The organism is Streptococcus sp. 27098_8_74, from assembly GCF_041431705.1.
GTDB classification, from domain to species: Bacteria; Bacillota; Bacilli; order Lactobacillales; family Streptococcaceae; genus Streptococcus; species Streptococcus salivarius_E.
Genome location: NZ_JAPVYF010000001.1, coordinates 71,208 through 94,644 on the forward strand (window position 1 = coordinate 71,208; position 23,437 = coordinate 94,644).

The 23,437-nt window shown below is 41.6% G+C and carries 23 protein-coding genes and 1 riboswitch; of the genes, 16 read left to right on the forward strand and 7 right to left on the reverse strand.

Annotated features, from left to right (window positions below; genetic code table 11):
* The first annotated feature begins 1 nt into the window (after position 1).
* On the forward strand, positions 2-760 hold the full coding sequence (locus tag O3670_RS00370; RefSeq protein ID WP_022496122.1) for an amino acid ABC transporter ATP-binding protein: 759 nt from the start codon (positions 2-4) through the stop codon (positions 758-760).
* Positions 761-802: 42 nt separating this feature from the next.
* Positions 803-1,657, forward strand: a complete 855-nt coding sequence (locus O3670_RS00375) for a cysteine ABC transporter substrate-binding protein (protein ID WP_002884332.1) — start codon at positions 803-805, stop codon at positions 1,655-1,657.
* Positions 1,658-1,774: 117 nt separating this feature from the next.
* Here the strand turns inward: O3670_RS00375 and O3670_RS00380 are convergent, their stop codons facing one another.
* Genes O3670_RS00380 through O3670_RS00390 form a run of 3 tightly spaced genes read right to left on the reverse strand, consistent with a single transcriptional unit; the run spans position 1,775 to position 3,819 of the window.
* A complete protein-coding gene (locus O3670_RS00380; protein WP_195519941.1) occupies positions 1,775-2,458 on the reverse strand; it encodes a hypothetical protein in 684 nt (227 codons plus the stop codon).
* Positions 2,427-3,155: a hypothetical protein gene (locus O3670_RS00385; protein ID WP_195519940.1), complete on the reverse strand. Its 729-nt coding sequence runs from the start codon at positions 3,153-3,155 to the stop codon at positions 2,427-2,429. The genes O3670_RS00380 and O3670_RS00385 overlap by 32 nt, the downstream gene beginning before the upstream one ends.
* Positions 3,124-3,819 carry a hypothetical protein gene (locus O3670_RS00390; protein ID WP_195519939.1) on the reverse strand — a complete coding sequence of 232 codons (696 nt, stop codon included), beginning with the start codon at positions 3,817-3,819 and terminating at the stop codon, positions 3,124-3,126. Before O3670_RS00390 ends, O3670_RS00385 begins: the two co-directional genes overlap by 32 nt.
* Positions 3,820-3,962: 143 nt before the next feature.
* Here O3670_RS00390 and O3670_RS00395 point away from each other — a divergent pair, with 143 nt between their 5' ends.
* The 3 genes from O3670_RS00395 (at position 3,963) to O3670_RS00405 (ending at position 7,984) form a co-directional block, all read left to right on the forward strand.
* Complete coding sequence (locus O3670_RS00395; RefSeq protein WP_371595664.1) at positions 3,963-5,336, forward strand: UDP-N-acetylmuramoyl-tripeptide--D-alanyl-D-alanine ligase; 1,374 nt, start codon at positions 3,963-3,965, stop codon at positions 5,334-5,336.
* Positions 5,337-5,424: 88 nt separating this feature from the next.
* Positions 5,425-6,090 carry a YwaF family protein gene (locus O3670_RS00400; protein ID WP_175057269.1) on the forward strand — a complete coding sequence of 222 codons (666 nt, stop codon included), beginning with the start codon at positions 5,425-5,427 and terminating at the stop codon, positions 6,088-6,090.
* A 349-nt stretch (positions 6,091-6,439) separates the two neighbouring features.
* Entirely contained in the window at positions 6,440-7,984 is a 1,545-nt protein-coding gene (locus O3670_RS00405; protein WP_371595665.1) for a peptide chain release factor 3, read from the forward strand.
* A 187-nt stretch (positions 7,985-8,171) separates the two neighbouring features.
* Here the strand turns inward: O3670_RS00405 and thiT are convergent, their stop codons facing one another.
* Positions 8,172-8,747 (reverse strand): energy-coupled thiamine transporter ThiT, encoded by a 576-nt coding sequence (gene thiT, locus O3670_RS00410; RefSeq protein WP_002884661.1) that lies wholly within the window; start codon positions 8,745-8,747, stop codon positions 8,172-8,174.
* 81 nt (positions 8,748-8,828) lie between these two features.
* Positions 8,829-8,948: riboswitch (TPP riboswitch) on the reverse strand.
* Between the two features lie 103 nt (positions 8,949-9,051).
* Here thiT and O3670_RS00415 point away from each other — a divergent pair.
* The 3 genes from O3670_RS00415 to cshA all read left to right on the forward strand — a co-directional run bounded on the left by O3670_RS00415 (position 9,052) and on the right by cshA (position 12,134).
* Complete coding sequence (locus O3670_RS00415; RefSeq protein ID WP_013991039.1) at positions 9,052-9,432, forward strand: PH domain-containing protein; 381 nt, start codon at positions 9,052-9,054, stop codon at positions 9,430-9,432.
* Positions 9,433-9,444: 12 nt separating this feature from the next.
* Entirely contained in the window at positions 9,445-10,350 is a 906-nt protein-coding gene (locus tag O3670_RS00420) for a magnesium transporter CorA family protein (RefSeq protein WP_022496128.1), read from the forward strand.
* A 194-nt stretch (positions 10,351-10,544) separates the two neighbouring features.
* Positions 10,545-12,134 carry a degradosome RNA helicase CshA gene (gene cshA, locus O3670_RS00425; RefSeq protein ID WP_037602793.1) on the forward strand — a complete coding sequence of 530 codons (1,590 nt, stop codon included), beginning with the start codon at positions 10,545-10,547 and terminating at the stop codon, positions 12,132-12,134.
* Positions 12,135-12,335: 201 nt separating this feature from the next.
* On the opposite strand, the gene O3670_RS00430 is transcribed toward cshA, so the two are convergent.
* From O3670_RS00430 to O3670_RS00440, 3 genes are read right to left on the reverse strand one after another with little or no spacing between them, the layout of a single operon-like run.
* Positions 12,336-12,605: a GIY-YIG nuclease family protein gene (locus tag O3670_RS00430; protein WP_008535312.1), complete on the reverse strand. Its 270-nt coding sequence runs from the start codon at positions 12,603-12,605 to the stop codon at positions 12,336-12,338.
* A gap of 3 nt (positions 12,606-12,608) precedes the next feature.
* Positions 12,609-13,373, reverse strand: a complete 765-nt coding sequence (locus tag O3670_RS00435; protein ID WP_014634900.1) for a tRNA1(Val) (adenine(37)-N6)-methyltransferase — start codon at positions 13,371-13,373, stop codon at positions 12,609-12,611.
* 49 nt (positions 13,374-13,422) lie between these two features.
* The gene (locus tag O3670_RS00440; RefSeq protein WP_176744110.1) at positions 13,423-14,358 is read right to left on the reverse strand and encodes a polysaccharide deacetylase family protein; all 936 of its coding nucleotides are present in this window, start codon (positions 14,356-14,358) and stop codon (positions 13,423-13,425) included.
* 129 nt (positions 14,359-14,487) lie between these two features.
* Between O3670_RS00440 and O3670_RS00445 the strand changes: the two genes are divergently transcribed.
* The 8 genes from O3670_RS00445 (at position 14,488) to O3670_RS00480 (ending at position 23,369) form a co-directional block, all read left to right on the forward strand.
* Positions 14,488-15,243 (forward strand): lysophospholipid acyltransferase family protein, encoded by a 756-nt coding sequence (locus O3670_RS00445; RefSeq protein WP_156685244.1) that lies wholly within the window; start codon positions 14,488-14,490, stop codon positions 15,241-15,243.
* 107 nt (positions 15,244-15,350) lie between these two features.
* A complete protein-coding gene (locus tag O3670_RS00450) occupies positions 15,351-16,046 on the forward strand; it encodes a helix-hairpin-helix domain-containing protein (protein WP_070437773.1) in 696 nt (231 codons plus the stop codon).
* Positions 16,036-18,276 carry a DNA internalization-related competence protein ComEC/Rec2 gene (locus O3670_RS00455; RefSeq protein ID WP_156685245.1) on the forward strand — a complete coding sequence of 747 codons (2,241 nt, stop codon included), beginning with the start codon at positions 16,036-16,038 and terminating at the stop codon, positions 18,274-18,276. Before O3670_RS00450 ends, O3670_RS00455 begins: the two co-directional genes overlap by 11 nt.
* Positions 18,277-18,361: 85 nt before the next feature.
* Entirely contained in the window at positions 18,362-19,624 is a 1,263-nt protein-coding gene (gene murA, locus O3670_RS00460) for a UDP-N-acetylglucosamine 1-carboxyvinyltransferase (RefSeq protein ID WP_156685246.1), read from the forward strand.
* Positions 19,625-19,689: 65 nt separating this feature from the next.
* The gene (locus tag O3670_RS00465) at positions 19,690-20,235 is read left to right on the forward strand and encodes a GNAT family N-acetyltransferase (RefSeq protein ID WP_048673823.1); all 546 of its coding nucleotides are present in this window, start codon (positions 19,690-19,692) and stop codon (positions 20,233-20,235) included.
* Positions 20,228-21,508, forward strand: coding sequence for a CBS-HotDog domain-containing transcription factor SpxR (spxR, locus tag O3670_RS00470; protein ID WP_070577035.1), 1,281 nt, complete (start codon positions 20,228-20,230; stop codon positions 21,506-21,508). The genes O3670_RS00465 and spxR overlap by 8 nt, the downstream gene beginning before the upstream one ends.
* Before the next feature lie 39 nt (positions 21,509-21,547).
* Positions 21,548-22,408 carry a methionyl aminopeptidase gene (locus O3670_RS00475; protein ID WP_004183173.1) on the forward strand — a complete coding sequence of 287 codons (861 nt, stop codon included), beginning with the start codon at positions 21,548-21,550 and terminating at the stop codon, positions 22,406-22,408.
* A 1-nt stretch (position 22,409) separates the two neighbouring features.
* Complete coding sequence (locus O3670_RS00480) at positions 22,410-23,369, forward strand: YihY/virulence factor BrkB family protein (RefSeq protein ID WP_155123778.1); 960 nt, start codon at positions 22,410-22,412, stop codon at positions 23,367-23,369.
* Positions 23,370-23,437 lie beyond the last annotated feature (68 nt).

Here is a 23,437-nt window from a genome sequence, read left to right on the forward strand (position 1 = left end):
GATGACAGAAAGCATTTTACAAATCAAGGATTTGAAAAAGTCCTTTGGGGACAATGAGATTCTCAAAGGCATCTCCTTGGATGTTAAACAAGGTGAAGTCGTTGTTATCCTGGGTTCCTCAGGTTGTGGGAAATCGACCTTGCTACGTTGCATCAATGGCTTGGAGACGATTCAAGGAGGCGACATTCTCCTTGATGGCAAGTCTATCACTGGCAGTAAGAAGGATTTCCACTTGATTCGCCAGAAAATCGGAATGGTCTTTCAAAGTTATGACCTCTTTCCACACTTGGACATCCTGCAAAATCTGATTTTGGGGCCGGTCAAAGCTCAAGGGCGTAATAAGGAAGAAGTCATTGCGGAGGCTGAGAAACTTTTGAATCGTGTGGGACTTCTGGACAAGAAGCATAGCTTCGCACGACAACTGTCAGGTGGTCAAAAGCAGCGTGTGGCCATTGTTCGTTCCCTGCTCATGCATCCTGAAGTTATCCTCTTTGACGAGGTGACGGCTTCGCTTGACCCTGAGATGGTTCGTGAGGTTCTGGAATTGATTAACGACCTCGCTCAAGAAGGACGGACCATGTTGATCGTGACCCATGAGCTTCAGTTTGCGCGTGCTATCGCTGACCGTATTATCTTTATGGATAAGGGAGTCATCGCTGAGGAAGGAACTGCTGAAGAATTCTTCAATCATCCAAAGACACAGCGAGCTCAAGAGTTCCTCAATGTCTTTGACTTCAGTAAGTTTGGTGCCTATTTGTAACCCATTGTTTTTAGTGAAAATATAATATTTTAGGAGATATTTATGAAATTAACAAAGAAAATTTTTGCCCTATTAGCCCTCGTCTTTGCCTTGGTGGCAGTGACTGCTTGCTCAAGTAACAGTAGCTCTGGTAAATCAACAGCCAAAGCACGTACCATCGAAGAAATTAAGAAGAGTGGTGAACTCCGTATCGCCGTCTTTGCGGACAAGAAACCTTTCGGTTATGTAGATAACAAGGGTGCTTACCAAGGTTACGATATTGAACTTGGGAACCGTTTGGCCAAAGATTTGGGTGTTAAACCTAAATACGTCTCAGTAGATGCGGCCAACCGTGCAGAATTCTTGATTTCAAATAAGGTAGATATTACCCTTGCCAACTTTACAGTAACTGATGAACGTAAGAAACAAGTGGACTTCGCCCTTCCTTACATGAAAGTCTCAATCGGTGTGGTGTCACCTAAAGACAAGGTCATTAAGGACGTTAAAGAGCTTGAAGGTAAGACTTTGATTGTTACTAAGGGAACAACTGCTGAAACTTACTTTGAAAAGAACTACCCAAATATCAAATTGCAAAAGTATGACCAATATAGCGATGCTTACCAAGCCCTCCTTGATGGTCGTGGCGATGCCTTCTCAACTGATAATACAGAAGTTCTTGCTTGGGCTCTAGAAAATAAAGGTTATGAAGTAGGAATCACATCACTTGGTAACCCAGATACCATTGCCCCAGCCGTTCAAAAAGGTAACAAAGAACTCCTTGACTTTATCAATAAAGACATTAAGAAACTTGGTAAAGAGAATTTCTTCCACAAAGATTATGAAAAAACACTTCGTCCAACTTACGGTGATGCAGCTAAAGCTGATGACCTCGTGGTTGAAGGTGGCGAAGTGAAATAAGACTGACAGCCTTCGTAAGAGGCGAGTCTTGCTTAATAAGAATAAAAACCCACCCCGTGGCTATTTAGCTTAGCTAGAAGCAGGGATGGTTTTTCTTGTTTTAGGGTGATTTTTTTCTCACTTTTTGCTTTTTATGTTTCTCCAACAAATGACAATACATGACAAGAAAAGGGCTCCCATCATTCCCCAAAAAAGAAATGGTTCAATATAATCAAAAAAAGTTTTGCGTTCACCATAGACCGAGGTAGAGCCATCTTTCCAAGTAATGGTTTTGTCCCTATCATCAATCCTTTTGTAGGACTCACCATTATAAGTCAAATAATGATCCTTCCGTACATACATATTCAAATAGTTATAGCCGTGCTTTGTGGGAAGGTCTGAAAACAGACTTTCCTTGGCGTAAACTTCAATGTAGATGGTTCCATCTTTAAGACCTTTAATTTTCTGAATTCGAGCATTTTTGATAAGGAGTTTTCCATCTTGTACAATCTCCCAATCGTACTTACGACTTCTTCCTCCTTCGTTATAGGAAATAGCAAGCTTGTGGTTTTCAGACTGCCATAGCCCGTAGATACTATTTTCACTGATACCATCATAAAAGAATCTAATATAGATGTTGACTATAGGTACCATGATTAGAAAACAAATCCTCAAAATGTTGACTAAACGGTCTTTGAATTTACCCCAACGTGCTCGCCATCCAGTTTTGTACTTTTGTGTTCTTCGATATTCATTTTGTGAATGGTCACTTATATTAATTTTCTGTCGGTCAGCGTATTTTCTCTTTAGTTGATGCCTCATTTAGCCTATTTTTCCTTTTTAGATTTCTTTTTATTCTCCAATCGACAAAAATGGCATACAAAATCATAGAACCAATAAATCCAAATACGATATAAGGTTTCAGACGATCAAACAAGGTTATTCGTTGACCATAAAGGGATTTTGAACCATCTTTCCAGGTAATGCTCTTGTTTTCATCATCAATCCGTTTGTAGGATTCGCCATCATAGGTCAAGTAATTGTCTTTACGGACATACATATTTAAATAGTTGTAGCCGTTCTTTGTGGGAAGGTCTGAAAACAGACTTTCCTTGGCATAAACTTCAATGTAGAGGGTCCCATCCTCTAAGCGTTTAATATCATCAATGCGTGCATCTTTAATGAGGATATTTCCATCTTGAACAATATCCCAATCACGCTTACTTCCCTTTGAACCATCTTTATATGATATGGCAAGCTGATGATTTTCAGATTGCCACAGACCGTAGATACCATCTTTAGAAACCCCATCATCAAAGAAAATACCATAAATAATGAGTATAGGTAAGAGGATTAGGAAACCTATCCCAACAATGTTGGCTAAACGGTCTGTAAATTTATCCCAACGTGCTCGCCATTCAGTTTTGCGTTTTTGTTCTTTTCGATATGCTTTTTGTGAATGATACTTTCGATTGAATTTCTTTCGGTCAGCGTATTTTCTGTTTGTTTGGTGTCTCATTGAGTTTTTCTCTCCTCTTTTGCCGAGCCTCTAAAATAACAAGAAAGAAGCCCAGTCCCAGAATTCCACGATAGATAGTTTGAACAATTGTAGATAGGTTGGTTTTCCGTTCACCATAAGGGCTGGTAGAACCATCTTTCCAAGTGATAGTCTTGTTTCCAGAATTGATACGCTTGTAGGACTCGCCATCATAAGTTAGGAGATTCCCTTTTCGTACATACATTTCCAAGTAATTGTAACCGCCTTTTTGAGGAAGTTTTGAGAGGATATTTTCTGGAGCATAGACCTCAATATGGAGTGTTTCGTCATTCATTTTTTTGATAGTACGAGTATCTGCAACATTGATTATCGTTTTGCCATCCTGGACGACTTGCCAGTCGATATTTCCTCGTTTCCGAATATGCTTATAGGAAATCGCTAACTTATGATGATCAGACTGCCAGAGACCATATATGTTATCTTTGTTGACTGTATAATGATCATAATAATAAAAACCACCATACAGCAGTGCAAGCAGCACTAAGATAATCAATTCAGATGTTGGCTCTAGTGGGATTATCTTTCTCCAATCAAAGCGCCATCCTTTGGGTTCTTCAATACTTTGGCAGTCGCTATTTATATTTTCCTCTCCTTTAGAGAGGTTGATTAATTTTTTCTTTGTCATGCCTAATCCTTTCATCAACCATTGTAACAAATTCATCTCCCAAGCAAAAGCTAGCCTGATTTGTGATATAATTGGGAGTGATTGCAAGCAAGAAAATCTTACTTCTTGCCAGACTTGTAAAAAACAAAACAGAGGATTTTAAGATGAAATTGACACTCCATGAAATTGCCAAGGTTGTTGGCGCTAAAAATGATGTCACAGCCTATGAAGATGTTGCCGTTAAGCAAATTGAGTTTGATAGCCGTAAGATTACAGCGGGTGACCTCTTTTTGCCGCTCAAAGGTGCGCGTGATGGGCATGATTTTATCCAAACAGCCTTTGACAATGGTGCCCTAGCGACATTCACAGAAAAAGAATTACCAGCTGATCAAGTCCACATCCTAGTTGATGACGCTCTTGAAGCCTTTCAAAAACTAGCTGCCTACTATCTTGAAAAGACTGAGGTTGATGTTATTGCTGTGACTGGTTCTAATGGTAAGACAACAACCAAGGACATGATTCATGATATCTTGGCAACAACCTATCGTACTTACAAAACCCAAGGCAATTACAACAATGAGATTGGTCTTCCTTATACAGCCCTCCACATGCCTGATGATACTGAGAAAATCGTCCTTGAGATGGGGCAAGACCACATGGGAGACATTCACCTCTTGTCAACCCTGGCTAAGCCAAAAACAGCCGTTGTTACCTTAATCGGAGAGGCTCATTTGGAATTCTTCGGTAGCCGTGACAAGATTGCCCAAGGTAAAATGCAAATGCAAGACGGTATGCCTGATGGTAGCCTCTTGCTTGTGCCAAGTGATCCTATCGTAGATCCTTTCTTGCCAAGCAATCTTGAAGTGGTACGCTTTGGGGATGGTGCGGAGCTTACAGTCTCTGAGTTGACAGAATTCAAGGACCATCTCACCTTTTCAACAAACTTCCTAGACGGACAAGTTACCTTGCCAGTCACTGGAAAATACAATGCCACAAATGCCATGGTTGCTGCCTATGTGGCTAAACACTTGGGTGTAACTGAGGAAAATATCCTCTCAGCTCTTGCCAACTTGCAGCTTACAAAAAACCGTACCGAATGGAAAAAAGCAGCCAACGGTGCCGATATCCTTTCAGACGTTTACAATGCCAATCCAACAGCCATGAAGCTCATTTTGGAGACCTTCTCAGCCATTCCTAAGAATGAAGGAGGCAAGAAGATCGCTGTCCTAGCTGATATGAAAGAACTCGGTGAACAGTCTGTTCAACTTCACACACAGATGATTCTCAGCCTGACACCAGATGCTATTGATACGGTGATTTTCTACGGTGAAGACATTGCAGAATTGTCACAACTTGCTAGTCAAATGTTCCCACTTGGTCATGTTTATTATTTCAAGAAAACAGCTAACGAAGACCAATTTGACGCTATGGTCAAGCAAATCAAAGAAAGCCTGGGCGAGCACGATCAAATCTTGCTCAAAGGCTCTAACTCTATGAACCTAGCCAAGGTTGTAGAAGAACTCCAAGCTAAGAATTAAGTTCTCTAACCTGCTCTCCAAGCAGGTTTTTGCTTTACCCTGAAATTTGATATAATAGCAGGCATAGTAATTTCAGCAGGAGAAGAGAATGAAGGATTTTTTGACAACCACCCAAACTCATCCACCCCAGATACCTTTGCCCTATTATTTGCTTATGCTTTTGGCGATGGTACTTTTGAGTTACTTGAGTTGGCGTTGGTATAAGAATAAGATATGGCGTTGGACCTTTCTCACTTTCCAAGCCATTCAACTCTTTGCCCTTTATACCTGGTACCTCTGGCAGGGCTTTCCACTTTACATTAGTCTGCCCCTTTACCATTGCCGCATGGCCATGTTTGCTGTTCTCCTCCTGAAAAATAGTAGAATAAAGAGCTATTTCGCTATTATGGGAGTTGTCGGAACTTACTGTGCATTGATTTATCCAGTATTTGATCCCTATGAGTTTCCACATATCACAGGCTTTTCTTTCCTAATTGGTCACTATGCCCTACTTGTCAATAGCCTCAATGTCATTTTTAATAGTTATAAAACTCATCCCATCAGCAAGCGGTTGATTGTGGTGGCTACCTTATTACTAAATCTAGCTTTGGTAATAGTTAATCAGACCATCGGTGGAAACTATGGCATGCTTAAACACACGCCATTTATTATGGGAACTCCCTTATTTGTCAAATACCTTGCTGTTTCAGGAGCTCTGATTATTCTCATGATAATCCTGAAAAAAGGTCTGGAGCATTTTGAAGACAAATATTAAATAAATGAAGAAACACGCTATCCGAAAGTTGATAGCGTGCTTTGTCAATTTATTTGTTTTATTCTAACACAAAACGCTTTCAGAATTGCTTTCACACTGTAATTTGGATATAATAAAAGTGCTGTGCCTGCGAGAATTATCGCAAGCCTTGACAACAAATGTAGCTTTCAAAAGACAGAAATTTTCTGAAAGAAGAGCTACAACGATCTTGCTTTTCGTTCTGGTAAAAACCCTATTGCTATTGGTAGCTCTGGGACATGGGATTTTTGAGATTTACAAAGAAGCTGCTGACATCCATACCACTAAGGAAAAGTAACAAAAAGATAATTTTTAAAGAAGAAAGAAAACTATGAGCATTCAAGACGAAATCAAAAAACGCCGTACTTTTGCCATCATCTCTCACCCCGATGCTGGTAAAACAACAATCACTGAACAATTGCTTTACTTTGGGGGTGAAATCCGTGAAGCTGGTACCGTAAAAGGTAAGAAAACCGGAAACTTTGCTAAATCAGACTGGATGGATATCGAGAAACAACGTGGTATCTCAGTAACCTCATCTGTGATGCAGTTTGACTATGCCGGCAAACGTGTCAATATCCTTGATACCCCAGGGCACGAGGACTTCTCAGAAGATACCTACCGTACCCTTATGGCGGTCGACGCTGCCGTCATGGTCGTTGACTCAGCCAAAGGTATCGAGGCCCAAACCAAAAAACTTTTCGAAGTTGTTAAACACCGTGGTATTCCTGTCTTCACCTTCATGAACAAATTGGACCGTGATGGACGTGAGCCACTCGACCTCTTGGAAGAGTTGGAAGAAGTGCTTGGTATTGCCAGCTACCCAATGAACTGGCCTATCGGTATGGGTAAAGCCTTCGAAGGACTTTACGACCTCTATAACGAACGCTTGGAGCTTTGCAAGGGTGACGAGCGCTTTGCCAAGATTGAAGATGGTGATACCCTTTTTGCCAACAACCCATTCTATGAGCAAGCTAAAGAAGATATCGAACTCTTGACAGAAGCGGGTAATGAATTTTCTGAAGAAGCTATTTTAGCTGGTGAATTGACGCCGGTCTTCTTCGGTTCTGCCCTCACTAACTTTGGGGTTCAAACCTTCCTTGATACCTTCCTCAAATTTGCGCCAGAACCACATGGCCACAAGACAGTTGATGGCGACGAGATTGATCCTCTTAACAAGGATTTCTCTGGTTTTGTTTTCAAAATCCAAGCCAACATGGACCCACGTCACCGTGACCGTATTGCCTTTGTTCGTATCGTGTCTGGTGAATTCGAGCGTGGTATGAGTGTTAACCTAACCCGTACAGGTAAGGGAGCGAAGCTCTCTAACGTTACTCAGTTTATGGCCGAGTCTCGTGAAAATGTTGAAAATGCCGTGGCAGGAGACATTATCGGGGTTTACGACACAGGAACTTATCAGGTTGGTGATACCCTTACTGTAGGTAAAAACAAATTTGAATTTGAGCCACTACCAACCTTTACGCCAGAGTTGTTCATGAAAGTTTCTGCTAAAAACGTTATGAAACAGAAGTCCTTCCACAAAGGAATTGAACAATTGGTGCAAGAAGGAGCCATCCAGCTTTACACCAACTACCAAACAGGTGAATACATGCTTGGTGCCGTTGGTCAACTTCAGTTTGAAGTTTTCAAACACCGTATGGAAAATGAATACAATGCTGAAGTCGTTATGACACCAATGGGTAAAAAGACTGTGCGTTGGATCCAACCTGAGGACCTTGATGAACGCATGTCATCAAGTCGAAATATCTTGGCTAAAGACCGCTTTGACCAACCAGTCTTCCTCTTTGAAAATGACTTTGCCCTCCGTTGGTTTGCGGATAAATATCCAGATGTAACATTGGAAGAGAAGATGTAATACGGCACAAAAGATGACGATTTTAAATCGTTCATCTTTTGACGCTAGCCACTATCTTGTGGCTAGCTAGCCGTCTCACTAACTACGTCAGCCGAATAATATCGATTCGTCTGATTTCGTGTCGTAATATGTTATGAAAACAAGAAAAACCATAGGACTGTCAATTAAGACTGTCCTATGGTTTCTTTTATTTTTCCGTATTTAGTAACCTGCCTAGGAATCGTTGTAGGGCGAAGAAAACGATGAGGCTGGCCAATGTTTCTCCAAGGAAGGATGAGCTATTGACAATAAATGAATAGAGATAAGGGCTTTGTCCTTTAGGGGCATAGCTTCCCCAAAAGATGACACCGGCTATAAAGTGAATGAGGTAACGAGCGAAGCTACCAAGAAGAATCCCCTCAGTAATCACCATCAGAGACTTGACTTTATTGCCTTGTTTAATGGCTTTATCAAGGGCTGGTTTGACCACACCACTGATACCAATCAGACTAAAGGCGACAAAGTACTCCAGAAACCCTTGTGTCAAGGTCAGCCAACCACCGGCTGCCTGTCCTGTCACCACTTGAAGTAGCCCCCAGATAAGACCGCCCATAGCACCAGCTTTTAAGCCCCAGCGAAAACTGAGGAGAAAGATAGGTACCATCTTAAAGGAAAGGGAAATCCAAGGGCCTAGTGACATGGGCTGAGTAACTAAGTCCAGAATATAAGCAATGGTTGCAAAAAGGGCAACCTCAATCATTGGTCGAATATTTGTTTTCGACATAAAAAAACCTCCTATACCAATCGTCTTGATTGGCTGTTTTTTGCCACATCAAAACGACGTCATAGAAGTTCCTCTATTTCAATCTATTTTGAGACACATCCCTACGCAGGTCCTAACCTGATCAGGTGGTAAGAGTTTAGGCAGGTCTTGAAGAAAAAATCAAGCTAGCCATTCTCAGCAATTGCTCCTCTTGTGACTCTTTAATTGTACTACTAGAAACCCATTTCTGCAAGTGTCTGAAATCCTAAAATTGTGGTATAGTTAAAGCAAGGATTATCTTTACAATAAAAAAGGAGAAACAACTATGGGACTTTTTTCAGGACTGCTTGGCAACGCATCTAAAAAAGATAATGATAAGGTTGAGCGCCAATTGGAGGGCATCTTAATTCCAGGTGAACAGGTGGAGTTAGCCTATGTCCTTGTTCGTGACTTGATTGTCTTTACAGAGAAGCGCTTGATTTTAGTCGATAAGCAAGGTGTTACAGGGAAGAAGACTTCCTACAAGTCTATCCCTTATCACTCGATTTCTCGTTTTACTGTAGAAAGTTCAGGGCACTTTGACCTAGATGCTGAACTTAAGATTTGGATTTCATCAGCATTGGAGCCCGCAGAGGTCCTTCAATTTAAGAGTGATAATAACGTCTTTGAAATTCAACAAGCTTTGGCAGCAGCAGTGCTAAAGTAATGAGGAAGAAAAATGTTTATTGAAAAAGAACTGGGTTATAAGCGTCACTGGATTAATATTGACTCAGATATTATTTCTGAGCAATCCTACCTTTATACCAAGTATGATATTGACCAGGAAACCATAGAGTATGCCTTGGATAAAAATGAACGAGCTCACATGGACTACAACCGTGAGAATGGAACAATTACCTTTATTTATAATGTTCTGGCTCTTGAGAAGGACAAGGAATACTATGAAACCATTCCTCTGACCTTTATTGTACAAGATACGCGTTTGGTGACCATTAGTAACGAGGATAATGCTTATGTGATCAGCAAAATGCAAGACTATGTGGATAACCATGAGGATTTGTCCATTTATAAATTGCTCTTTGCAGGCCTTGAGATGATTTCAAATGCCTACTATCCCGTCATTGAACGTTTGGATCAGCAAAAAGATGAGGTTAGTCGACGTCTAAGGCAGACTACGACAAGTAAGAATCTTTACGACCTTTCAGATTTGGAAACAGGCATGGTCTATTTGGTGGCTGCCGCTACACAAAACCGCCTCCTTTTGGAGCACATCAAGGGGCACGCCATTTATCGTCGTCTCAACGAGGTTGAAAAAGAACAGTTTGATGATGCCATGATTGAAGCTAGACAGTTAGTAGCCATGACGGACCTCATTTCTAAGGTCTTACAGCATTTATCAGGTTCTTATAATAATATCCTAAACAACAACCTGAACAACAACTTGAGTAATTTGACCATTATTGAGGTACTCTTGGGAGTACTTGCCGTCATTACCGGTTTCTTTGGGATGAATGTTCCTTTACCGTTTATGACTGTCAGTCCGGCCTGGATTTTCATCATTATCGGTAGTGTGATTCTTTGTTTGGTCTTGGCCCGCTACCTGCGTTGGTTGGTCCATAAATAATAATTAGTGAGTGAAACCGTCTTCTCAAATTGAAGGCGGTTTTAAAACGTTATTTTCTGTCTTTTTATTTCTAAATATGATAGACTAGATGAGTTGTTAAAATAAACGACTATTAAATACAGGTAGTTAATCTACTACACAACCAAGTCTCATAAGGTGGCTTCGCACCGCCTTCAAATAGAAAGAAGAATACTTTGAAATTTACAGATTTAAACCTATCAGAAGACATCCAATCAGCTGTTGTAGCTGCCGGTTTTGAAAAACCATCACCTATCCAAGAGTTGACGATTCCACTCGCTCTTGAAGGTAAGGATGTTATCGGTCAGGCCCAAACTGGTACTGGTAAAACAGCTGCCTTTGGTTTGCCTACCCTAGATAAAATTCGTACAGAAGAAAATACAATCCAAGCTCTTGTTATTGCTCCAACACGTGAGTTGGCAGTGCAATCTCAAGAAGAGCTTTTCCGTTTTGGTCGTGACAAAGGCGTTAAAGTTCGCTCAGTCTACGGTGGTTCTAGCATTGAAAAACAAATCAAGGCCCTCCGTTCAGGTGCCCACATTGTTGTAGGGACACCAGGTCGTCTCCTTGACCTTATCAAACGTAAGGCTCTTAAACTCAATAACATTGAGACTTTGATTTTGGATGAAGCGGATGAAATGCTTAACATGGGCTTCCTTGAAGATATTGAAGCTATCATTAGCCGAGTACCAGAAGAACGTCAAACTCTCCTTTTCTCAGCAACTATGCCTGATGCTATCAAACGTATTGGTGTGCAGTTCATGAAAGATCCTGAGCATGTGAAAATCAAGGCTAAAGAATTGACCAATGTTAACGTTGACCAATACTTTATCCGAGTGAAGGAACAAGAGAAGTTTGATACCATGACTCGCCTTATGGACGTTGACCAACCAGAATTGTCAATTGTCTTTGGTCGTACCAAACGTCGTGTGGATGAGTTGACACGTGGCTTGAAACTTCGTGGTTTCCGTGCAGAAGGTATCCATGGTGACCTTGATCAAAACAAACGTCTTCGTGTTATCCGTGACTTCAAGAACGACCAAATCGATATCTTGGTTGCGACAGACGTTGCAGCGCGTGGTCTTGACATTTCAGGTGTCACTCACGTCTACAACTATGATATTCCACAAGATCCAGAAAGCTACGTTCACCGTATTGGACGTACAGGACGTGCAGGCCAATCAGGTCAATCTATTACTTTCGTAGCTCCAAACGAAATGGGTTACTTGGGAATCATCGAAAACTTGACTAAGAAACGCATGAAAGGTCTTAAGCCACCAACAGCTCAAGAAGCCTTCCAGGCTAAGAAGAAAGTTGCCCTTAAGAAAATCGAACGTGACTTTGCGGATGAAGCTATCCGTTCTAACTTTGACAAGTTCAAGGGCGATGCGGTTAAATTGGCTCAAGAATTCACACCTGAAGAATTGGCGCTTTACATCTTGAGCTTGACCGTTCAAGATCCAGAGACAATGCCAGAAGTGGAAATTGCCCGTGAAAAACCATTGCCATTCAAACCATCAGGTGGTGGCTTTGGCGGTAAAGGCGGCAAAGGTGGCCGTGGCAACCGAGGTCGCGATAACAACCGTCGTGGTGGATACCGTGGTGACCGTAACCGCGATGACCGAGACGGCGGCGGACGTCGTGACTTCAAACGCAAGTCTAAGAAGAATAGTCGTGACTTCGAAAACCATGGCAACAAACGCCCACACCGTACCTCAAGCGAAAAGAAAAATGGCTTTGTTATCCGTAACAAGGGTGATAAATAAACAATGAAAACGCTCTATGAAAATAGAGCGTTTTTTCATAAAACTATTTTTTGAGACTTCCCTTAGGTGAGTGCGGACATCAGCGAACTTTTTCAAAGTTCCTAATTATAGTATTTTTTTATAAAAGCGCAAACATTATGAGTGTAAAATAGTTATTATGAGAAAGTAGAAGTAGTCTCAAGTAAAGTCAAAAACACACGGTTATTTTTCCGTGTGTTCTTTGATATAGGCTAGTTTTTTCTCTCGGCTTTTTTTCTTAAAGAGTGCTTCGGCGCTCATGGCTTCAGGCTTGCTAGCGAAGGCTTCTGAGTAGAGGAGTTTAACTGGTAGGCGAGCTCTGGTATACTTAGCACCTTTGCCTGAGTTATGGGTTTTGAGGCGACGTTCGACATCTGTGGTGTAGCCTGTATAGAGGGTGCCATCAGCACACTCAACCACATACATGTAGGCCTTGCTATCCTTTTCTGTCATCGTTTAGGACTCACCTTCAGCCTTTTTTCCAAAGTAAATCTCAAAGATTTCGTCGGTATAGTCACCATTTTCCTTGTGCACAAAGAGAGGTGGAAGGATTTTCAAGCCATCTGTCGAGCCGTCTTTAATGGCTTCAATTAGGAGCATGTTAGCCTCACGTCCCATCTTAGGGTAGATAAATTGGATGCGTTTAGGCGCTAGATTGTACTGGCGCATGGTGTCAATGATATCCAAAAAACGATCTGGGCGATGTACCATAGCAATGCGTCCATTAGATTTGAGGGCATGACGAGCGACCTGGCAAATTTCTTCTAAATTGGTCGTAATTTCGTGACGGGCCAAGAGGTAGTGCTCTGACAGATTCTTCTTGGACGTTTCTGTCGCCTTAAAGTAGGGGGGGTTACAGAGGATAAGGTCCACCTGAGATCGTGGGGCATGGTCAAGCAAATTTTTTAGGTCGTCATTGACAACAGTCACTTGATTCTCTAGTTGATTAAGAGTTACGGAACGCTTGGCCATATCAGCCAGGCGTTCTTGCAACTCAACTAAGGTAATCGGTGCCTCAGTGCGTGTGCTGGCAAAGAGGCCGACGGCGCCATTTCCCGAACAGAGGTCGACGATTAATCCCTTCTTTGGAATTTTTGGAAACCGAGAGAGGAGGACACTGTCGATAGAATAGCTGAAGACCTCCTTATTTTGAATGATTTTCACATCTGTGGAGAAGAGCTGGTCAATGCGTTCTCCATCTTTTAAAATTGGATTTGTCATAGTTTTTATTGTAACAAAAAACAGCTCCCAAAGGAACTGTTGCGAGTGATTACTCTAGGACACCGAAGGTATATCCTTGATTTTTGAAATATTCGATAATTTGTGGAAGGGTCTGAACAGTGAGCTCCTTACCAGCTGTATCGTGCATTAGTACAACTTTAACAGTAGTTTCAGGGAAATATTTCTGTGAACCGTCCATATAAGCCATCATGCTTTCAGATGTGGTTGGACGAACAGAGAGTGGTTCTGCATCTCCGCAAAGCATGTTCCAGTCAATCCACTCGATACCTTCCTTGGCAAGAGCATGGTCAGTACTTTCTAGACCTTGCCATGACATATGACCACCAGGATAACGAAAAATTCTTGTCTTGAAGTCCTTGCCTAAGATAGCTTGGAAATTGGCATTGGTTTGGTTAACCTCAGAAACAATCTGACTTTGGTTAGGAACACGTCCTGGATAAAGCAGATTGAAATTATGGCTAAGACTGTGGTTGGCAATGGCATGTCCTTCAGTAATTTGGCGTTTGAGGATGTCCCCATTTTCAGGTGTGATGGTATAGCCGATGTGGAAGAAGGTTGCGTGAACGCCATACTCTTTCAGGATATCCATGACTTGTGGTGTCAAAGTGGGATCAATCCCATCATCAAAGGTTAAAAAGACTACCTTACCCTTAACATCATCTGATTTTCCTCGGATAGTGTTATTAACGGCAGTGACATCATAGGCGTAGTCAGACGCCTCAATGCTGTGGTTGCTTCCTTTTTTGAGTTGTGTTTTATCCTCTTTTTTAGCTTTTTCTGAAGATGAGCTTGTGCTATTAGCGACTTGTTCAGTCTTTTCAGCCTTGGCTACTTGTTCAGATTTCGTGTTATGGCGTTGGAATAGGACAAAGCCTAGGATAGCCAAAACAGCCAAGTTTGCAATAATAAGGCAAAGATTAAGTGCCTTTCTATTTTTCCCTATAATTTCAAAACTTTTTTTCATAGTTACATTATAGCTCAAACTATTAGAAAGTGCCACACCATTTTCAATAGTTTACAAAGAAATTCGATGAAAAAAGCGCTCCTTTTTTTGGTATAATAGAAAAAAACTTGTAGAAAAAGAGGTAAAAACGTGTTTTACGCTTATTTACGTGGGCTTGTTGTCTTCCTTCTATGGATTATCAATGGGAATGCCCATTACCACAATCGCGATAAATTATTGAACAAGGACGAAAACTATATCTTGGTTGCTCCGCACCGAACTTGGTGGGACCCTGTTTATATGGCTTTTTCAGCTCGTCCTAAGCAGTTTATTTTCATGGCTAAGAAAGAACTCTTCAAGAGTCGTATCTTTGGTTGGTGGATCCGTATGTGCGGAGCCTTCCCAATTGACCGTGAAAATCCTGGTCAAGAAGCTATCAAGTACCCTGTTAACATGCTTAAGAAGAGTAAGCGTAGTTTGATTATGTTCCCAAGTGGTAGCCGCCATTCATCTGATGTTAAGGGTGGGGTTGCAGTTATCGCTAAGATGGCTAAGGTTAAGATTATGCCGGTTGTCTATCAAGGACCTCGTGAACTCAAGGGGCTCTTGACAGGTGAACGTGTGGATATGAACTATGGTAATCCCATTGATATTTCAGATTTGAAGCGTTTGAATGACGAAAATATCCAAGAGGTTGCTCGTCGTATCCAGTCTGAATTTGATCGCCTTGATGAGGAAGCTTTGAGCTATCAAACAGGCAAGAAACCCAATCCTTTGACTTATATTTACCGAGTCCCCCTCGGTATTGCGGCTATCATTGCGGTACTTTTGACCATGGCTTTCTCATATGTAGCTAGCTTTGTTTGGAATCCTGAAAAACACCGTGCCAAAGAAACTCAGAAATAAGCTAAAAACTCTATCAGACATAGATCTGATGGAGTTTTTAACTTTTTGATGTATTTTTAAAATCTTTTACGAATAAGAAAGAAAATATATCAATTAAGGAGAATAGCGTGAAGGAAAAGATTCTAGCCTATGTCAAAGATAATCGTCTGTTTGTGAGTGTCATCGCTGTACTGATGGTGATTTTTTGCTTCTTTCTATGGATGACTTGTGGTGCCGGCAACAGCATGGAGGCAGAGACGTCTTATACAGATGTGACAACATTGTCAACCTCCTCATCCAAACAAAGTTCACAGTCTCTTTCTGAGGCGTCTTCCCAGTCAAAGACCGAAGGAAGTGAAAAGGACAAGTCAAAAGTAACGGTAGATGTTAAGGGGGCTGTGGCCAATCCAGGTGTTTATACCTTAAAAGCAAGCGCTAGGGTGACTGATGCCATCAAAGCCGCTGGGGGAATGACCGAGGATGCGGATGCTAAGAGTGTTAATTTAGCCGCAAGCTTGTCAGACGAAGAGGTTATCTATGTGGCAACTAAGGATGAAAACCTTTCTGTCCTTGGTCAATCAGGAACTAGTCAGGTGTCTGACAAAGGAGGGCAAACTAATGCTAAGGATGGGAAAATTAACTTAAATACAGCGACTGCAGAGGAATTGCAAACCATTTCTGGAATTGGAGCTAAGCGAGCAGAGGATATCATCGCCTATCGCGAAAGTCATGGTGGCTTTCAGTCCGTAGATGACCTGAAAAATGTTTCAGGAATTGGTGATAAAACGTTAGATAAAATCAGAGAGTCCATCTATGTGGCTTAAAAAAGCGCCAATCAGTCTTTTTTCCTTGGCTCTTTTAATAGCGGCCCTTTATTTTACGATTTTTGTCACTAATGTTTATGCTATTGGTACTTTTGTCTTTCTTATGGTCTGTTTTTTGAAGCATCATTGGAAGAATAAGGCAGCCCTAAAGTTGGTGGGACTTGTAGGTAGTTTCTTTTTGGTCTACTTTTTATTCTTGCATCATAGAGCTAGCATACAAGATAAACAAGCCCTTGCTGAAATCAATCAGGTGACTCTGGTTGCTGATACGCTATCGGTTAATGGTGAGCAATTATCCGCTATCGGTAAGGCCAAGGGACAAACCTATCAGGTCTTTTACCGACTCAAATCTGAGAAGGAGCAGCATTTTTTCAAGACTACTAGTCAAACGCTAGTATTAAAAGGGAAAATTACGTTAACCCCAGCAACTGGTCAACGTAATTTTCAAGGGTTTAATTATCAGTCTTATCTAGCCAGTCAAGGCATTTATCGAATCGCTCAGATTGAGCGCTTGGACCAAGTGGTACCTCAAAAATCTCTATCTCCCCTAGCTTTTTTCCATCAATTGAGGAGGAGGGCTTTGGTTCATATCCAGACGCACTTTCCTAGTCCTATGAGACACTATATGACAGGCCTGCTCTTTGGGTATTTGGATAAGGAGTTCGATGAGCAGAGTCAGCTTTACACAAGTTTAGGTATTATTCATCTATTTGCACTTTCGGGGATGCAAGTGGGCTTTTTTTTGGGATGGTTTCGCTACGGACTTCTACGCTTGGGCCTTCCTAAAGATTATCTATTTATCGTCTTGCTGCCTTTTTCCTTATGTTATGGCTTAATGACAGGATGGACAGCTTCAGTCCTACGTTCCTTGGTTCAAAGTTTGCTGGCTGAGTTTGGTATTAAAAAACTGGACAATATGGGACTAACCTTGCTTCTATTGTTTCTCTTGTTACCCCATTTTCTTTTAACAGTGGGAGGTGTATTAAGTTGTTCCTATGCCTTCTTGTTGTGTTTGTTTGATTTTGAGGACTTGTCATCTTTAAAGAAATCAATCTATACGAGCTTGGTATTGAGTCTTGGAATTTTGCCCTTTTTAACCTACTATTATGGGACTTTTCAACCAGTTAGTTTAATTCTAACAGCGATTTTTTCCATAGTATTTGATAGCTTTCTCTTGCCTGTCTTGACGGTCTTCTTTGCCCTCTCAGGACTGGTAATCTTTTCTCAAATCAACCCACTTTTTGAATGGATGGAGTCCTTTTTGACTTGGATACAATCCTGGATAGGTCAACCTTTGATTTTAGGGAAACCTAGTTTGTTTCAGTTTGGCTTGATGATAGCTGTATTGATTTTGCTCTTTGATTTTTGGAAAAAGCCTCAGTTTAGGATTTGCCTTTTGATGATTTTTGGACTTTTGATGGTCTGGGTCAAACATCCTTTAACCAATGAGGTGACTGTGGTTGACGTTGGTCAGGGAGATAGTATTTTTCTGAGGAGTATGAAAGGCGACACCATCCTAATTGATGTGGGTGGCAAGGTGACGTTTGGAACTAAGGAAAAATGGCAAGAGTCTAGCCAGACGAGCAATGCGGAGAAAACCTTGATTCCCTATCTACAGGCTAGAGGAGTGTCTCAAATTGATTATCTGGTCCTGACGCATACGGACACAGACCATATTGGTGATTTGGAAGAAGTGGCCAAGTGTTTTAAGATTAAGGAAATCTGTGTCAGTCAGGGGGCTTTGACTAAGCCTAGCTTTGTTAAAAGACTTCGGACTATAAAATGCCCAGTTCACACTCTAAAGGCTGGCGACAAATTACCCATGATGGGAAGCAATCTACAGGTTCTTTATCCCAATAAAGTTGGTGATGGTGGTAACAATGATTCGATAGTTCTTTACGGAAAGCTATTAGGAAGCAGTTTTCTGTTTACCGGTGATTTGGAAAAAGAAGGAGAGGAGGAACTGATGGCCAGCTATCCAACTTTAAGGGCAAGCGTCCTCAAAGCTGGACACCACGGTTCAAAAGGTTCTTCGTCTGAAGCTTTTTTGGACCAGCTGCACCCCTCCCTTGCACTTGTTTCAGCTGGTGAGAACAATCGTTATAAACATCCAAATGATGAAACAATAGAACGTTTTAAGCAACGTCACATTAAAATTTTACGAACAGATAAAGACGGAGCCATCCGTTTTAAGGGCTGGTTTAAATGGTCAAGTGAAACAGTCCGATAATTGTTAGAGTTCTTAATTTGTCATGCACCTCAATCTATGGTAGAATGTAAAAGCTAATATTCCAGTATAAGAAAGATTGAACAGTATGCGTAAAATTATCATCAATGGTGGTAAGGAACTTCAGGGAGAAGTTACAGTATCAGGGGCTAAAAATTCAGTTGTTGCATTGATTCCGGCCATCATTTTATCTGATGGAGTGGTTACTCTTGACGGGGTACCAGCAATCAGCGACGTCGATAACCTAATTGAAATTATAGAAGTGATGGGTGGTTCTGTTAAGCGTGATGGCGAAACACTCGAAATTGATCCACGAGGCGTTAAGGATATGCCAATGCCATTTGGTAAGATTAACAGTCTTCGTGCTTCTTACTATTTTTACGGTAGCTTGCTTGGACGTTACGGTCAAGCAACAGTAGGTTTGCCAGGTGGTTGTGATTTGGGACCACGTCCTATTGACCTTCACCTTAAGGCTTTTGAAGCAATGGGTGCTAGCATTTCCTATGAAGACGAATCTATGCGTATTGCGACTGATGCTGGTCAACGCATTAAGGGTGCTCATATCTACATGGATACGGTCAGTGTTGGAGCGACGATTAATACCATGTTGGCAGCGGCTAAGGCTGACGGTCGTACGGTCATTGAGAATGCGGCGCGTGAACCTGAGATTATTGATGTAGCAACTCTTCTTAACAATATGGGCGCACGTGTTCGTGGCGCTGGTACAGAAGTCATCACGATTGAAGGTGTAGAGAGCTTACATGGCACTCGTCATCAGGTTATTCCAGACCGTATTGAAGCGGGTTCCTACATTGCTATGGCCGCGGCTATCGGTAAGGGAATTAAGGTTAAAAATGTTCTTTATGAACACCTTGAAAGTTTTATCGCTAAACTTGAAGCAATGGGTGTTCGTATGACTGTTGAAGAAGATGCCATATTTGTTGAAGAGCAAGGTGATTTAAAACCTGTTGACATTAAGACATCGCCTTATCCAGGTTTTGCGACGGATTTACAACAACCGATGACACCTTTGTTACTGAAAGCAAGTGGTCGAGGAAAAATTATTGATACGATTTATGAGAAGCGTGTGAACCACGTTCCTGAATTGGCTCGTATGGGTGCTGATATTCAGGTACTTGGTGGACAAATTGTTTACAATGGTCCAACGCAACTCTCAGGTGCGCCAGTAAAAGCCAGTGATTTGCGTGCAGGTGCTGCGCTTGTTACGGCAGGTCTTATGGCAGAAGGTCAAACTGAAATTACCAATATTGAGTTTATCCTTCGTGGGTATTCAAATATCATTGAGAAACTTTCTGACCTTGGTGCAGATATTCGTTTGATTGAAGATTAAGTCTAAGGTTCAACCCCTAGTGGTTGAGCCTTTTTCCATTTCTAAAACTGTGTTATAATACTATCATGGATATTTGGACTAGTCTGGGTGCTTTTGCCTTCTTTGAGTCGGAGCGCCTTTCTTTTAGACCACTCATCTTTTTGGATCGTTTTGATTTACACGAAATTGTATCAAATCCTAAGAATCTACAATTTTTCTTTCCTGCCACTCAAACACAGCATGAAACGGATTGCCTTTTGGTTCATTACTTCATGAAGGAGCCTCTAGGTGTATGGGCTATTGTAGATAAAGAGTTAGAAAAGATGATTGGCGTCGTTCGTTTTGAAAAGATAGATGTCCAGAAACGGACTGCAGAGCTTGGCTATTTTTTGAATGCCTCATACTGGGGTAGAGGCTTAATGACAGAGGCAGTTACTTGTCTGTCAAATTTGGCTTTAACAGCTATGGGAATGGATCGTATTATTCTTATTGCCCACTTGGAAAATAAGGCATCGATTCGTGTAGCGGAGAAGTCTGGCTTTAAACTTGTGTCTCGCTTTAAGGGAGCAGACCGATACACCCGTACCATGCGTGATTATCTCCGCTTTGAGAAGGAGGAGAACTGTGAGTAAACATCAAGAAATTCTAGATTATCTAGAGGCCTTACCTATCGGTAAGCGTGTTAGTGTGCGTAGTATTTCGAATCACTTACAGGTTTCTGATGGAACTGCCTATCGAGCAATTAAAGAAGCTGAAAATCGAGGGTTGGTTGAGACACGTCCTCGGAGTGGGACAGTTCGAATTGAAAAGAAAGTCCAGGTTCGCCTTGATAAGCTGACCTTTGCGGAGATTGCGGAGATTACAGAGTCTGAAGTTATCTCTGGTCACGAAGGTCTGGAACGTGTCTTCAGTAAGTTCTATATCGGAGCCATGACTATTGAGAATATCACCCGTTATCTAACCAAAGGAGATCTTCTTATTGTTGGGGACCGTGAGGATATTCAATTGCTTGCCCTAGAACACAATAATGCTATTCTAGTGACGGGGGGCTTTCAGGTTTCCGATAGGGTTAAAGAGCTTTCACGTTTGAAGCAATTTCCAGTCATGGTAACAACTTACGATACTTTTACCGTGGCAACCATGATTAACCAGGCACTTTCGAATGTCCGTATCAAAACAGACATCAAGACTGTAGCTCAAGTCTATACCAGACGAGAAGACTACAACTACATGACTCCAGAAATGACAGTCAGGGATTTTCAGAATTTGGTGAAACGGACCAACTTGGTGCGTTTTCCTATTCTGTCTGAGGCTGACAAGGTGATTGGGATTGTAACCATGCGAGATGTGTCTAATCAGCAACCGACGACCATGCTCAAGGCAATAATGACCAAGCCGACGGTGACACGACTTGAGACTAGTCTGGCAACTGTGGCCCAAAAGATGATTTTTGAGGACTTTGATATCATTCCTGTTGTGGATGAAGAAAAACACTATCTAGGTGTTATTACCCGTCGTCAGGTTTTGGAAGAACTTCAGGACAATAATCGTGGCAACTTGCACACCTTTAGCGATCAAATGATAGCTAACCTAAACCAGGACAAGCATGCTTTCAGCTTTGAGGTCGAGCCCACTATGATTGACAATTCTGGAAACCTCACTCAGGGTGTTCTTGCAGAGATGGTTAAAGAGGTTGTCTATCGTATCATGGAAAAGCAGGAACAAAATGGTCTTGTGATTGAAGAGATGATGTTTTACTTTCTTCAGGCAGCTCAGATCGATGACAAGGTGACGATTACACCAAGTATTATTGCTGAAACCAGACGTAGAGCCCATCTGGACCTTATGGTTACTCACGGAAATCATACCGTCTGCAAATCAGTCGTTGTGGTTAAGAAAACTTAGTAACTAAAAATAAAAGATATAAAGAAAACGGAGAAAACAATGATTACATTAAAATCAGCACGTGAAATTGAAGCAATGGATAGGGCAGGGGATTTTCTTGCTAGCATTCACATTGGTCTACGTGACCTCTTGAAACCAGGAGTAGATATGTGGGAAGTGGAAGAGTATGTGCGTCGTCGTTGTAAAGAAGAGAATGTCCTTCCCCTTCAGATTGGGGTTGAGGGAAGCATTATGGATTACCCCTATGCGACATGCTGTGGCCTTAATGACGAAGTGGCACATGCCTTTCCACGTCACTATATTTTGAAAGATGGTGACCTCTTGAAGGTTGATATGGTCTTGTCAGAACCTATCGATAAGTCAGTCCTTGATGTGTCAAAATTGGATTTTGACAATGTTGCTCAGGTTAAAAAATACACGGAATCATATTCTGGCGGTTTGGCTGACTCATGTTGGGCTTATGCGATTGGAACGCCATCTGATGAAGTTAAAAAACTTATGGAAGTAACACGTGAGGCTATGTACCTTGGTATTGAACAAGCGGTAGTCGGTAACCGTATCGGTGATATCGGTGCAGCTATCCAAGAATACGCTGAAAGTCGTGGTTACGGTGTTGTTCGTGATTTGGTTGGACACGGAGTTGGGCCAACAATGCACGAAGAACCAATGGTGCCAAACTATGGGGTGGCTGGACGAGGTCTCCGTCTCAAAGAAGGAATGGTTTTGACTATCGAGCCAATGATTAACACTGGTACTTGGGAAATCGATACTGACCTTGAAACGGGTTGGGCTCACAAAACTCTTGACGGTGGACTTTCTTGTCAATATGAGCACCAATTTGTTATTACTAAGGATGGTCCAGTAATTTTGACTTCTCAAGGCGAAGAAAGAACTTACTAATATGAAACGACAAGGCTTAATGGCCCGTCTATTGGATAAACTCCAATGGCGCCCTTTGCAGGTTTATCTTATGCATTATCGTAGTGCAGAGATAGATATTTCAACTATCGCAGTGGCTTACTACCTCATTTTGACGGTTTTTCCGCTCATTGTCATTGCGGCAAATGTCTTTCCCTATCTGAATATTGATACGACTGATCTCTTGAAGTTTATGAATGAGCACCTTCCTAAGCAGTTTTATGCACCTGCAGCCAACGTTGTTCAGGATATCTTCTCGACACCTTCTGGACAGTTGTTGGGAGTTGCCTCTTTGACGGGATTCTGGACAATGATTAAGTCCTTGTCTTCGCTTCAAAAGGCGATTAACAAGGTATATGGTGCTTCAGAACACCGTGATGTCTTTATTAGTCACATTGTTGGTGGTTTCATGAGTCTGGTCATCTTGTTCCTGCTCACCTTTGCACTAATGCTGTCTACGATTATTCAGTCGGTCCTTAGAGTTATTACACAGACCTATCCTATTGGTTCCAAGATGACTCAGTTTATTTTAAATAGTATCCAGCCTCTGAGTATTGCAGTTGTCTTCCTGGGAATGATGGTGCTTTATTTTGTACTCCCGAATGTGAAGATTCGAAAAATCCGCTACATCATGCCAGGGACTATCTTTACGACTTTGGTGATTGGCTATTTAAGCAACTTGTTTGGAACTTATGTGATTCGTACCTTGAGTCGATTAGTTGATATCAAGTTATTTGGATCCATTATGATTTTCGTCTTCATGCTTTGGTTCATCTTCTTGGCCAGGATTTTGATTTTGGGGGCCGTCTTTAATGCGACCTATCAAGAGCTTAGACAAGGTGAACTGAAAAGTAGGAGAGGAGATGTGATTACTATTATTCAGAGCTTTTCTGGAGATGGTAGTGACAGCAAAAAACATAAAAAAGATGAGGATAATTCCTAGATGATAAAGAGAGCTTGGTGAGATCCAGGCTCTTTTGACGAGAATATTATCCTTTGTAGATAATAAAA

What these genes read in the sequence shown, in the direction of transcription:
- O3670_RS00370 (WP_022496122.1), top strand. Translation starts at nt 2, where the DNA reads ATGACAGAAAGCATTTTACAAATCAAGGATTTGAAAAAGTCCTTTGGG.
- O3670_RS00375 (WP_002884332.1), top strand. Translation starts at nt 803, where the DNA reads ATGAAATTAACAAAGAAAATTTTTGCCCTATTAGCCCTCGTCTTTGCC.
- O3670_RS00380 (WP_195519941.1), bottom strand. Translation starts at nt 2,458, where the DNA reads ATGAGGCATCAACTAAAGAGAAAATACGCTGACCGACAGAAAATTAAT.
- O3670_RS00385 (WP_195519940.1), bottom strand. Translation starts at nt 3,155, where the DNA reads ATGAGACACCAAACAAACAGAAAATACGCTGACCGAAAGAAATTCAAT.
- O3670_RS00390 (WP_195519939.1), bottom strand. Translation starts at nt 3,819, where the DNA reads ATGACAAAGAAAAAATTAATCAACCTCTCTAAAGGAGAGGAAAATATA.
- O3670_RS00395 (WP_371595664.1), top strand. Translation starts at nt 3,963, where the DNA reads ATGAAATTGACACTCCATGAAATTGCCAAGGTTGTTGGCGCTAAAAAT.
- O3670_RS00400 (WP_175057269.1), top strand. Translation starts at nt 5,425, where the DNA reads ATGAAGGATTTTTTGACAACCACCCAAACTCATCCACCCCAGATACCT.
- O3670_RS00405 (WP_371595665.1), top strand. Translation starts at nt 6,440, where the DNA reads ATGAGCATTCAAGACGAAATCAAAAAACGCCGTACTTTTGCCATCATC.
- thiT (WP_002884661.1), bottom strand. Translation starts at nt 8,747, where the DNA reads ATGTCGAAAACAAATATTCGACCAATGATTGAGGTTGCCCTTTTTGCA.
- O3670_RS00415 (WP_013991039.1), top strand. Translation starts at nt 9,052, where the DNA reads ATGGGACTTTTTTCAGGACTGCTTGGCAACGCATCTAAAAAAGATAAT.
- O3670_RS00420 (WP_022496128.1), top strand. Translation starts at nt 9,445, where the DNA reads ATGTTTATTGAAAAAGAACTGGGTTATAAGCGTCACTGGATTAATATT.
- O3670_RS00430 (WP_008535312.1), bottom strand. Translation starts at nt 12,605, where the DNA reads ATGACAGAAAAGGATAGCAAGGCCTACATGTATGTGGTTGAGTGTGCT.
- O3670_RS00435 (WP_014634900.1), bottom strand. Translation starts at nt 13,373, where the DNA reads ATGACAAATCCAATTTTAAAAGATGGAGAACGCATTGACCAGCTCTTC.
- O3670_RS00440 (WP_176744110.1), bottom strand. Translation starts at nt 14,358, where the DNA reads ATGAAAAAAAGTTTTGAAATTATAGGGAAAAATAGAAAGGCACTTAAT.
- O3670_RS00455 (WP_156685245.1), top strand. Translation starts at nt 16,036, where the DNA reads ATGTGGCTTAAAAAAGCGCCAATCAGTCTTTTTTCCTTGGCTCTTTTA.
- murA (WP_156685246.1), top strand. Translation starts at nt 18,362, where the DNA reads ATGCGTAAAATTATCATCAATGGTGGTAAGGAACTTCAGGGAGAAGTT.
- O3670_RS00465 (WP_048673823.1), top strand. Translation starts at nt 19,690, where the DNA reads ATGGATATTTGGACTAGTCTGGGTGCTTTTGCCTTCTTTGAGTCGGAG.
- O3670_RS00475 (WP_004183173.1), top strand. Translation starts at nt 21,548, where the DNA reads ATGATTACATTAAAATCAGCACGTGAAATTGAAGCAATGGATAGGGCA.
- O3670_RS00480 (WP_155123778.1), top strand. Translation starts at nt 22,410, where the DNA reads ATGAAACGACAAGGCTTAATGGCCCGTCTATTGGATAAACTCCAATGG.